Origin of the sequence: Pantoea sp. VS1, from assembly GCF_002207995.1 — a bacterium.
Taxonomy (GTDB): domain Bacteria; phylum Pseudomonadota; class Gammaproteobacteria; order Enterobacterales; family Enterobacteriaceae; genus Pantoea; species Pantoea dispersa.
In genome coordinates this window covers 41631-52634 of record NZ_NHZE01000038.1, presented here as the reverse complement: position 1 = coordinate 52634, position 11004 = coordinate 41631, and the positions used below count along the sequence as shown (strand labels likewise).

The 11004-nt window shown below is 54.2% G+C and carries 11 protein-coding genes and 1 tRNA gene; 1 reads left to right on the top strand and 11 read right to left on the bottom strand.

Annotated features, from left to right (window positions below; genetic code table 11):
• The 11 genes from CBW22_RS14240 to proB all read right to left on the bottom strand — a co-directional run.
• The coding region (locus CBW22_RS14240; RefSeq protein WP_141097324.1) for an RNA-directed DNA polymerase at positions 1-843 on the bottom strand (843 nt) is incomplete at its 3' end.
• A gap of 484 nt (positions 844-1327) precedes the next feature.
• Positions 1328-1651, bottom strand: a complete 324-nt coding sequence (locus CBW22_RS14235; protein ID WP_088517015.1) for an ogr/Delta-like zinc finger family protein — start codon at positions 1649-1651, stop codon at positions 1328-1330.
• Positions 1652-1953: 302 nt separating this feature from the next.
• Positions 1954-2029, bottom strand: a tRNA-Thr gene (locus CBW22_RS14230).
• A gap of 198 nt (positions 2030-2227) precedes the next feature.
• Positions 2228-3973: an amylovoran biosynthesis protein AmsF gene (locus tag CBW22_RS14225; RefSeq protein WP_058758009.1), complete on the bottom strand. Its 1746-nt coding sequence runs from the start codon at positions 3971-3973 to the stop codon at positions 2228-2230.
• 201 nt (positions 3974-4174) lie between these two features.
• Positions 4175-4468 carry a hypothetical protein gene (locus CBW22_RS14220; RefSeq protein WP_058769339.1) on the bottom strand — a complete coding sequence of 98 codons (294 nt, stop codon included), beginning with the start codon at positions 4466-4468 and terminating at the stop codon, positions 4175-4177.
• On the bottom strand, positions 4465-4809 hold the full coding sequence (locus CBW22_RS14215) for a DUF7940 domain-containing protein (protein ID WP_031279668.1): 345 nt from the start codon (positions 4807-4809) through the stop codon (positions 4465-4467). Before CBW22_RS14215 ends, CBW22_RS14220 begins: the two co-directional genes overlap by 4 nt.
• A 2-nt stretch (positions 4810-4811) precedes the next feature.
• On the bottom strand, positions 4812-5279 hold the full coding sequence (locus tag CBW22_RS14210; RefSeq protein WP_021507272.1) for a glycoside hydrolase family protein: 468 nt from the start codon (positions 5277-5279) through the stop codon (positions 4812-4814).
• Positions 5280-5457: 178 nt separating this feature from the next.
• Positions 5458-5736, bottom strand: a complete 279-nt coding sequence (locus CBW22_RS14205; RefSeq protein ID WP_021507273.1) for a transcriptional antitermination N peptide — start codon at positions 5734-5736, stop codon at positions 5458-5460.
• 412 nt (positions 5737-6148) lie between these two features.
• Complete coding sequence (locus CBW22_RS14200) at positions 6149-6880, bottom strand: S24 family peptidase (RefSeq protein ID WP_031279669.1); 732 nt, start codon at positions 6878-6880, stop codon at positions 6149-6151.
• A gap of 353 nt (positions 6881-7233) precedes the next feature.
• A complete protein-coding gene (gene proA / locus CBW22_RS14195; RefSeq protein ID WP_088517014.1) occupies positions 7234-8487 on the bottom strand; it encodes a glutamate-5-semialdehyde dehydrogenase in 1254 nt (417 codons plus the stop codon).
• A gap of 10 nt (positions 8488-8497) precedes the next feature.
• Positions 8498-9601, bottom strand: coding sequence for a glutamate 5-kinase (gene proB / locus CBW22_RS14190; RefSeq protein WP_088517013.1), 1104 nt, complete (start codon positions 9599-9601; stop codon positions 8498-8500).
• Positions 9602-9847: 246 nt separating this feature from the next.
• On the opposite strand from proB, the gene ompC reads away from it, so the two are divergent.
• Entirely contained in the window at positions 9848-10930 is a 1083-nt protein-coding gene (ompC, locus tag CBW22_RS14185) for a porin OmpC (protein WP_021507277.1), read from the top strand.
• Positions 10931-11004: the final 74 nt, after the last annotated feature.

Genomic DNA, 11004 nt, shown 5'->3' with positions numbered 1-11004 from the left:
GTTGTACTTGTTCAGTTCATCAGAAATGTTTTTTAATATTTTTTTAGCATCAGACTCACTATTACAAAGGATTCTATAATCATCTTTAAATCTAACACCAACAAATTCAATACCTTTGAGTTTTAAAGATACATCTCTATCAACTTTGGAAAGAACTATTTCCGCAATCAAATCACTTAAAGAAGATCCAACTGATATGCCGTTAGTTTTTTTATCATTTGAGTATTGTAGCAATCTATCAAGTTTATTACCTAAAAGAGTATATTCTTTATCGTCACGTGATTTATTTTTCTCATGTAATGCCCAAGGAATGCTATGAGTATATATTGAGGCATAAAAATTGGTAATATCAGTTCTAACTAAGTAGCTATAGTTTACAGCATCAACAATCAGATCCCTTTCAGCCATCTCAATCCACTCATATATCATCCTCCCAGAACGTATGGGTGAAAAAGACAAATCCTCTGCTTTAGTAACCGGAATAGGCAAACTGTAAGTAAAAATTTTAGTTTCATCATTAAAAAGGTGGTTGACTACTAACTGCCAATCTTTGACAAGCCAATAAACCATATCATGATAATATTTGGGATGCTGTATACCAAAAATACGATGAGTGAGTGATGTTTTAGGGTATGACACATTAACAATCTCTTTCTCTTTAAGATTGTTTAGGTTATCAAAATACGGTTCTCGATTTAATTTATTCCTTCTGGCTTTGAAGCTAGGGGGTAAAACGTATTCCTCTGGGAAATAGCCATCATTCAGTAACCATTGACCAACTACTTTTGGCTTAATACCATTAAGAAGTTTTTTAGTTTCTTGATAATGCTCCCTAACTAGCATGCAACCCTCGCCGACTCAAACGTTATGGTTTTACCATGAAAATGATAGTCTTATTCTACAACACTTTTCAAGTGACGCATCAACATAGTTACTTACTGCATAGATTATTTACCAACACATTAAAAGCATGCAATGCGGCAGCCTGAAAAAATAAACACTCCTCTGACCAAAAAGGCACTACACCGCAACCGCCTGCCACTTTCATACCAGTAAATTTTTTTAGTTTTATTTTTCTACAAACCGGTAAGCCAGCCCGCGCCAGTACAGGTTCTTTGGCATGAAAACCGGACTGGAAAAATAGAAACGAATTTCACTTTTTTTCAATTTCTGCACTTTCAGGGCTGGCACTAATTTTTTCAGATGCTTGTTTCAGAAGGGATTTTTAATTTTACGTCACTGTTCGGTAAGAGGTAACGCCTAACATGAAAATAATAATATTATTAAACTCAGATGGTTATTAAAGGGGGATACTGAAAAATTTTCATCACATTTTAGCAGTGCCGGGCATGCGTTTCGCCTCCCGGTCTGCTGCCGTTAAGCCCGTTTTTTTCGCCCTTAACAGAAGTTCCAGCGCCTTATCGCTATCTTGTTCCGGCAGGGCATCAATCAGTTCTTTAACCCTTCCCTGCCCCTTAAGGGCGCTGGGGCTGATGGTATGCGAAAAGGACGCGCTTATCACAAATGTGTGGCCGCATTCAACGTTGGTACAGCTACAGTAAACGTCCGCCAGTTGCGGATGCCTACGGTTGGTCTTGCGGATCGTGGCGTCAGCAAGACATTCAGGGCAGGTCATTTTCATTATGCGCATGCAGTTTACTTAATTAATTGCCTGACAGAATAAGTCTGTTTACCTGAGAGCGTGTAACAGCGGCAATACTGGTAACATCATTGATTTATAACGATAAATACCGTTACTCCTGCATTTCTTGTCGAGGTAACGTGTGGTAACACCCGGTTTTTGTTACCTTTGTTACCCCCCCTGTTTTTTAACCGGTAACACCCACAGCCCCTGTGGTGCCTGGCTTTGACGTTAATTTACTAAAATTAGGATCATATTTATGTTTTAAAAAGGATTTTATTGATGTGAGTTGACTTGAGAAAACTAGGGTGTGGTGCCGGAAACAGGAGTCGAACCTGCGACCTTCGCATTACGAATGCGCTGCTCTACCAACTGAGCTATACCGGCATTGAGGCGGGAACTACGGGGAGTAAACATAGAAAAATCGGGGGGATGAGTCAAGATGGTGCCGGTTAAGTGCTGCGTTTTTCAGCATCACCCGCGCTGGCCTTCCGATTTTGACGCGGAGAAACCGCCGCAAACAGTGCCCTCTCGCGCCAGGTACAAAAAAAGGCGAGGCCGCAGCCTCGCCAAAAGGTGCTGGCCTCAATCGTAATAAGGAAGCTTACGATCGACACCGTTGATATTGACCAGCACAAAGCCCGTCGGCGTGGTTTTATTGGTCGGCGTACCTGCTGCCGTCGCGACGGTAAGCACGCCTTTCTCGTTAGCCCCAATACCCGCGACGCCATTGTGCAGGCCAAAGCGCGCCGCCGGTTTGAGGGTGCCCATTTTGGTGGTATCCGTCACCACCGAGAAATCAGGCTGGAACAGCGAGCAGGAGCCGGCTTCAAAACGCGTCGGACCGGTGGTCTTCAGGTTAATCAGCGTGTCGCCGCTGTTGGCGCGCAGCTTCACCCATACCACGGCATACGTGGTGCCGACGCGGCTGTAGCGAATATCCAGCACCGCCGGCTGCCCCATATGGCAGGCGTCAGCCCATACCGTTTCCAGCCGCTGCAGGTTAATCCACGTTTTCCCGGTGCCCGCCAGATTGACCGGCGAAGCGGCCGTTCCGGTTGGCTGGGTGGCGTCGGCTTTACCAATCAGCTCCATCACCCACTGCTGATTCGCCGTCGGGAAGAACAGCTGGCCGAGGCGATACCAGTTATCGGTGTCGGTATTGTTGGTGACTTTGTGGCCGCTGTAGTAGCCCGCGCGGAATGAGCCGGTAATCAGCGTGCCGTGATGCTCTTCACGGCGATAGCCGTAGTCAAAAGTCGACAGCCAGCGCGTGCCGGCCATATCGTTCGAGATCTTCGCCCCGGACTGCAGGCCAATCTGGCGCATGATGACGCGCGCATTATTGAGATTGAACGGCGTGCCGCAATCCTCAATGTTCAGCGTATCAATGCTCCAGGCACCGTCCGACAGATCGCCCGGATTACGCGTGTGCTCAATCCACACGTTACGCATGATGCCCTGCGTCACGCGCGGCATGTACAGCGTGGCGTCGCCGTAGCCGGTCTGGAAGTTACAGTTGCAGATCTCGATAGCCGTTGAGTGGTCCCACTTGCCGTTTGGCGAGTTCGACCAGCCAATATCAAACACCCGGCCATAGGTCCACAGCGAGTAGATCTGGTCGAATTTACTGTCGAGCGTATCCAGCGCTTTAATCACCGTGCCGCCGCTGTTTTGCGCACGGAAACAGTAAATATTTAACGTGGTGCCTTCGATGCAGGTGTTTTCGAAGAACGGCTGCACGTTGGTGCACATCTCGGCGGTGATAGTGCCGGTGTTGGTGGTGACGTCGGCCGATGCCTGACCGTGCCAGGTAATGCCTTTGATCGCGGTCCGCCGTGCTTTCACTTTGAACACCGTGTTGGCACTTTTGTCGGAGATGATGGTGGTGCGCGGCAGCGAACCCAGCTCCACGTCATCCCCCTGCAGACCAAAAAAGGCGATCTCGGTGGCGCTGATGTCGATTGGGTTAATCAGGAATTTACCGCCCGGGAAACGCACCGGCAGGTCACGGATGTTACCGCTGTAGCCCTGCGTCCACGCCAGCATGCGGTTAAAGGCGTCGGTATCGTTAGCGTAACCGTCCCCTTTCGCGCCGAAGTGGTAGACGTTGACGTCGGCCGGATCGTTGATCACGCGTTTCCAGTAAAAGCCATTACCGACCGCCAGCGTACCGCCGTCATCGGCGGCCGTGGTGGTGCCGATAAAGCCGGTGAAATCACCGCCGCCACGGAAGGTGGAGTCAGGATTATAGCGGCGCAGGAACGCCAGATCGCCGTTTTTGGCCGGCACAGTGGTACGCAGTTCAGCAAAAGAGTTAACTTCGATCATCTTAGCCTCCTCGGCATTTCAGGTTTGCAATACAAAGCGAGAGAACAGCGTCAGTGCGCCGCCGGGCGGCAGTGCTGGTCCCAGAGATCGTTGTGGTTGTTGATGGCGCGCACGGTGCGAATGTCCATGCGTTCGGCGTCATTGCCGTGGGTGTAAATTGGGGAAAATAACGAACAGGCGGAGTCGATAACGACGGGCGCCTCAGGGTTGGTGGTATTTCGACTGCTGCAGCTTGTCGCGAGCAGCAGCGTCATCAAGATTACCGTTGCGGGTTTCCACACGTCTGGCCTCCTCACGCAGCTGTTGCTGCTGCTGATTAACTTCAACCGCCTGCGCGGCGGTCTTTTCGGCCTGCGCAACATCAGCTTTCGCCTGCTGCTGCACCTTGCCGATTTTTTTGCCGCCGGCGTAGCTGGCAATCAGCGCGGCAATCACGCCGCCAATTGCTGCCAGCCAGTGCCAGCTGCCGGCAAGCTGAGAAAGAAGAAAGCTCATGGTTTGTCCTCCAGCGTTTTTCTCTGCTCCACCAGGTTCTTCTGACGCACGAACTGCGCCAGTACGCCCATCGCCACCATAAAGGCGCCGATCAGGCCGAGATAGTTGTGCGGCAGGATCTCTTTGATATCCGCCGGCAGCGCGTTCCACGCATCCAGCGCTGACGAGGGAAACGACTGCACCCAGGCGCTGAGCATTGAACCCAGCGACGCCAGCCACACCGACCAGGTTTTAAACAGCAGGCGCGCGTGTTTAACAAACTCCAGCGTGGTGAAGCGCTGGAGCAACAGCAGCAGGATGATGGCCGCCAGCACGGCGATAACGAACAACAGCCAGCGCATGTTCATAACAGCCCCCTGTAAATGTCGTAGGTGCCCGTGCGCATCACTTCGGCATGACGCCGGGCGCGCCCCGCGGTTTGCCGCGCCCACAGGCTGTCGAGCATGGCGTTCGCCGCCGCGTCGAAATCACGTTGCGTCACCGCGGTGAGCATGCCGCGAAACAGCGCCAGACCGTCGACGCCCATCTGGTAGGCCATGCTGATCAGCACATCGCTGCGCGCTTCATTGCATTGACTCAGTGCCTGCTGCACCAGTGCGCGCTGCTGCATCTCCTGCACCTTGCCTTCAACGATGCACTGCTTCCACACGTCGCCAACGCGGCGCGGTACGCGGAAGATATAGTGGCTGAGCGACGCGCCTTTCGGCCCGATGCGAATACCGCCCGCAACGGTGGGAAACCCCTGCGTGTCGAGGTAAGGCGCTTCGCGGTATCCCTCTTCGAAATTCAAAATGGCAATGATTTGGCTCATAACGGTTCCTCTTTGACGGGCGCAACGGCATGAAAAGCTGCGCAAATAACCACAATACATAAACCTCGCTGATCGGTTGCGCCGGGCGACAGGCAGCCGTTAAGCGCAACGCTCAAGCGCAACTAAACAGTGAGGGAAGGTGAAACGTTCCGTTCAGAACTGGGAAAACAGCAGAGAATTAACGCACGGCGTACAGATGAACGTGGGGCAAACAGCAGTTATCAAAGCTGGGGTTGTCGTTGCAGGGCCGGGTGGGCGCCAGTACTGCGCGGTCTACCCGGGAGCGGATTTCCCGCTGGCAGATGCGCTCGGCGGTGCGCAGGGTGATCTCATCACACTCCAGGCCCAGGGCACTGTCGATGCTGCGCTTCAGGCGGCTGAGCGGCTGACGCCGCCGGTGGCGACGGGTGCGCGCGTTTCCGCTAAAGACTGATTTGCCATATTGAATAATCGCCATAACTCCTCCTGTGAATGAGTCTTTGGCGATGGGGTGGTGAGCACGGCGATTCGGCACAGACCGGGACGTCCGTGGCCCCTCTGCAATCACCCGCAACTGGCTTGCCCGGCCGTAAAAAACGGCCAGGTATAAGCAGAGGAGAGTGAAAGCAGAGGACAACTGACGACGCTGCTAAGTGCGTATCCACCCCATCCCAAAATTCACTGACTTTGGGTGGGTTGTCTCGCGCTTGTGCAGCGCCTCAATTGTTTAAGAGCGGGCTCGTCCGGGAGCAGAGATGTCGTCCATCTATGGTCAAATTATTAACAGGTTCTAATGCATTGGCAAACACTGACAGTTAATTTTTTATTTACCGACAGTTAAATTTTTGATTTCAGCCGGATTATTTTTTTGCCGGTTAGCGCACTGCTGCTCAGCCCAGAATCTGATAGTCACGCGCCTGGCTCATGATGACGCGGGCAATCACCTGCAGCGACGCCGCTTCGTCCAGCGTCAGATACCAGGTCTCGTAGCGTTTGTTATCGGAGATCACCGCCACCTTCTTGTGCTGTAACTGCAGCCGCTTGAGGTAGAGCTGGTTGTCGAGATTGAACAGATAGATACCGTCGCCGTCGAAGCGGTGCACGCTGATATCAACGAACAGCTGATCGCGCGGTGCGAAGGTACCGGCCATGGAGTCACTGTTCAGGGCAATCAGCCGGATATTTTCGGCCGGGCGGCCGTTAAACAGCACGCGCGCCTCATCCAGACCGTATTCAATCGCCTGAATGGTCTCGACCAGTTCGTCGCGCGCGACAATACCCTGTGCGCTGCGTTGCCCGATGTCCAGGCTTTCGACGCGGAACATGTGCTGCGGATCGATCAGGCGCTGACGGGCAAGCGCCACATCCGGTTTTTCCATGCCGAACTGCAGCCACTCCACGCGCACGCCTAACAGCTGGCTGAGCGCCAGCAGATTACTGTCATCCGGAATGGATTGCGCGTTAAACCATTTCCAGACCCCTGGAGTTGAGATCCTGCATCCCCGTTGTTGCAGTGCCTGAGCGACCTGTTTGTTCCGTCCATGTCCGACAATTCCCGCGCTCTCGCATGCGGCAATCAGCCTGGCAGTAAAAGCTTGTCTCGTACTCTCTTTTTTAACCATCAGTTAATAGTCTGCCATCAGTAAAAGACTGAATGTTATTTTCATTTTTGCTACCAGTTCATTTTATATTACCGCTAGTTTACTACCCAACCGCTTTTATCAATAAAGCTGGACGATCATTATCCTCTTCGCCCTGGTGGAAACCAGTAATGAATCTCTGACAGCTTGTTCTGACAGGGGTTTTCAGGATTGTTCTGTAACGCTGAGACCAGCACCCACAGCAAAAAATGGGCGAAAAGCCGCAGGCGCGCCACAGATGACAGGAATAAAACGAAAAGCTCTGGAAATAACTGGATCGAAAGCGATCAAAAAGGGCACCGCGTCAGGTGCCCATTATGATGCCGGAGAGAAAACTAACGGCGCAGGGTATCGTCGCCCCAGCCAATCCATTTGTAGGTGGTGAGCGCTTCCAGCCCCATCGGACCGCGCGCATGCAGTTTCTGGGTACTGACCGCCACTTCAGCGCCGAGACCGAACTGGCCGCCGTCGGTAAAGCGGGTGCTGGCGTTGACGTACACCGCCGATGAGTCGACCTGATTCACGAAGCGATTGGCGTTGCCAATACTGCGCGTCAGAATACCGTCGGAGTGCTGGGTGCCGTGCGCGCGGATGTGCGCGACCGCTTCATCGAGGTCCGCCACCAGCTTGACGTTCAGATCGTTCGACAGCCACTCATCGTCGTATTGGTGCATCTGCACCGCCACCACGCTGGCCGGGCCCTGCTGCAGCAGCGCCAGCGCGTTTTGGTCGGCGTGCAGCGCAATGTTCTCCTGCGCCATACGCTGCAGAAACGCCGGAATGAAGCGCTCAGCCTGATCGCGATGAATCAGCAGGGTTTCCAGCGAGTTACAGGCGCTGGGACGTTGCTTCTTGGCGTTAACAATCACCTCCAGCGCGGCGTCCGTCTCCATGGTTTCGTCAAGATAGAGATGGCACACGCCGATACCGCCGGTGATCACCGGAATGGTGGAATTTTCGCGACACAGCTTGTGCAGCCCGGCACCGCCACGCGGGATCAACATGTCAACGTAGCGATCGAGCTTCAGCAGCTGATTCACCAGTTCGCGATCCGGATTCTCAATCGCCTGCACCGCTGCTGCCGGTAAACCATGCTTGATGAGCGCGTTCTGGATCACCCGCACCGTGGCGGCGTTGGTGCGCCAGGTCTCTTTGCCGCCGCGCAGAATCGCCGCGTTGCCGGTTTTCAGACACAGTGACGCCACATCAACCGTGACGTTTGGGCGCGCTTCGTAGATCACCCCGATCACGCCGAGCGGCACGCGACGTCGTTCAATGCGCAGGCCGCTGTCGAGCAGCCCGCCGTCGATCAGCTGGCCAACCGGATCGGCCAGACGGCACACCTGGCGCACGTCATCCGCGATGCCTTTCAGGCGCTGCGGATTGAGCGTCAGACGATCGAGCAGCGCCGCGCTCATGCCGTTAGTGCGCGCATCGGCCAGATCCTGCTGGTTAGCCGCCAGAATGTCGGCGCTTTCCGCTTCCAGCCGATCGGCGATGGTCAGCAGTACCTGATTTTTTTGTTCGGTGGAGAGCTCCGCCAGTTTGTACGACGCCTCACGCGCCGCTTTCCCCATCTGTTCTAACATCATCCGCTCCTTAACTGACGATCATATCGTCGCGGTGCACCGCAACCGGGCCATATTCGTAACCGAGAATCTCACCAATCTCCTGACTGTGATGACCGGCGATCATGCGCATCGCATCGCTGTTATAGCGCGTGACGCCGTGGGCGATATCGCGCCCCTGCAGGTTACGGATGCGGATCACTTCGCCGCGCGAGAAATTGCCCTGCACGTCACGGACGCCTTTCGGCAGCAGTGAACTGCCGCGCTCCAGCACCGCCGCCAGCGCGCCGTCGTCTATGGTGATCTCGCCCGCCGGTGGCGCGCCGAAGATCCAGCGCTTGCGGTTTTCCAGCGGTGACTGCTGCGCGTGGAAGCGCGTCCCCACCGGTTTGCCGTGCAGCACATCCCCAATCACATCCGCGCGGCTGCCGGCCGCAATGATGACGTCAATACCGGCGCGGCAGGCAACATCCGCCGCCTGCAGTTTGGTGGCCATGCCGCCGGTGCCGAGACCGGAGACGCTGCCGCCAGCCAGTGTGCGCAGCGCATCATCAATCTGATGCACATCGCTGATCAGTTCTGCCTCGGGATTGGTGCGCGGATCGGCGGTAAACAGGCCAGGCTGATCGGTCAGCAGCAGCAGTTTATCGGCACCGCCGAGCATCGCCGCCAGCGCGGACAGGTTGTCATTATCGCCAACCTTAATTTCCGCAGTTGCCACCGCGTCGTTCTCGTTAATGACCGGCACGATATGGTTGTCGAGCAGCGCGCGCAGCATATCGCGCGCGTAGAGGAAGCGTTCACGGTCTTCCATGTCGGCGCGCGTCAGCAGCATCTGCCCGATATGGATACCGTAGATGGAGAACAGCTGCTCCCACAGCTGGATTAAACGGCTCTGCCCCACCGCAGCCAGCAGCTGCTTTGAGGCGATGGTCGGTGGCAGTTCCGGGTAACCAAGGTGTTCGCGACCGGCGGCAATCGCGCCTGAGGTGACGATGATAATGCGATGACCGGCGGCGTGCAGTTGTGCACACTGCCGAACCAGCTCCACCATATGCGCCCGGTTCAGCCGGCGCGATCCGCCGGTGAGGACGCTGGTACCCAATTTGACCACCAGGGTCTGACTGCCACTCATGTTTTTCCTGCCATGTAAGAAAAAAATCTGCGAAGGGACGTTTTATCAGGAGTCAGCAAGGAAGCCAACAGCGGCAAGGGGAAAAGCACAAAAAACGCCTGACAAGCGGGTAGACCAAAAGTTCGCGATTAACAAGAAATCAGAAAAAATGTCATAAAACCTTCATTGCCAGTCGGTAAAACGTCCCGTGTTTTACAAACCTTTTCACGGGTACAACAAATCTTACTCATTGGGATTGATAGCAAAATGAAGAAAAGCACACTGGCACTCATCGTTTCCGCGCTGGCTCTGGCCTCGACCGCACAAGCCGCAGAAGTTTATAACAAAGACGGTAACAAACTGGATCTGTACGGTCGTGTGAAAGGCATGCACTACTTCAGCGACAACGCAGCCGCTGACGGCGACAAAACTTACATCCGTCTGGGCTTCAAAGGGCAGACGCAGATTAACGACCTGATGACCGGTTACGGTCAGTGGGAATATCAGTTCCAGGGTAACCGCGCGGAAACCAACACCGACGCTAACATCGGTAACAAAACCCGTCTGGGCTTTGCCGGTCTGAAGTTTGGTAACTACGGCTCTGTTGATTACGGTCGTAACTACGGCGTGGTTTACGATGTGCTGGCATGGACCGACGTGCTGCCAGAATTCGGTGGCGACAGCGCCTACACCGACACCTACATGCTGGGCCGTACTTCTGGCGTCGCCACTTACCGCAACAGCAATTTCTTCGGTCTGGTTGATGGCCTGCGTTTCGCGGTGCAGTATCAGGGCAAGAACGATTCCACCAGCGCCAACGGCCGTTCAGAGATTCCTAAGCAGAACGGCGACGGTTACGGTGCGTCACTGGGTTACACCCTCGGCGATAGCGGTGTCAGCCTGATGAGTGCGATCTCCTCTGCTGACCGTACCAACTCGCAGGACGTGGCGACCCGTCTGGGCCGTGGTGACAAAGCGGAAGCCTGGGGCGCGGGCATCAAATATGACGCGAACAGCATCTACCTGGCATCGACCTACTCTGAAACCCGTAACATGACGCCAATCACGGGCGGCGTGGCGAATAAAACGCAGAACTTTGAAGTGGTTGCGCAGTATCAGTTCGACTTCGGTCTGCGTCCATCGCTGGGCTACGTGCAGAGCAAAGGCAAAGACATTGAAGGCATTGGCGATGCGGACATCGTGAAATATGTCGACGTGGCGATGACGTACTACTTCAACAAAAACATGTCGGCCATGGTTGACTACAAAATCAACCAGCTGGATGACAACAACCCGCTGGGCATCAACAGCGATGACGTGGTAGCGGTCGGTCTGACCTACCAGTTCTAAGCGTCAGCATTACCCTGTCTGTGTCTGTAAAAAAAGAGCCGGCTCATCACCGGCTCTTTCTTATTCTGGTCTGA

Excerpts from the sequence above, each read along its gene's own strand:
- CBW22_RS14235 (WP_088517015.1), bottom strand. The coding sequence starts at position 1,651 with ATGCGCATAATGAAAATGACCTGCCCTGAATGTCTTGCTGACGCCACG.
- CBW22_RS14205 (WP_021507273.1), bottom strand. The coding sequence starts at position 5,736 with ATGGCGATTATTCAATATGGCAAATCAGTCTTTAGCGGAAACGCGCGC.
- CBW22_RS14225 (WP_058758009.1), bottom strand. The coding sequence starts at position 3,973 with ATGATCGAAGTTAACTCTTTTGCTGAACTGCGTACCACTGTGCCGGCC.
- proA (WP_088517014.1), bottom strand. The coding sequence starts at position 8,487 with ATGTTAGAACAGATGGGGAAAGCGGCGCGTGAGGCGTCGTACAAACTG.
- CBW22_RS14215 (WP_031279668.1), bottom strand. The coding sequence starts at position 4,809 with ATGCGCTGGCTGTTGTTCGTTATCGCCGTGCTGGCGGCCATCATCCTG.
- ompC (WP_021507277.1), top strand. The coding sequence starts at position 9,848 with ATGAAGAAAAGCACACTGGCACTCATCGTTTCCGCGCTGGCTCTGGCC.
- CBW22_RS14220 (WP_058769339.1), bottom strand. The coding sequence starts at position 4,468 with ATGAGCTTTCTTCTTTCTCAGCTTGCCGGCAGCTGGCACTGGCTGGCA.
- CBW22_RS14210 (WP_021507272.1), bottom strand. The coding sequence starts at position 5,279 with ATGAGCCAAATCATTGCCATTTTGAATTTCGAAGAGGGATACCGCGAA.
- proB (WP_088517013.1), bottom strand. The coding sequence starts at position 9,601 with ATGAGTGGCAGTCAGACCCTGGTGGTCAAATTGGGTACCAGCGTCCTC.
- CBW22_RS14200 (WP_031279669.1), bottom strand. The coding sequence starts at position 6,880 with ATGGTTAAAAAAGAGAGTACGAGACAAGCTTTTACTGCCAGGCTGATT.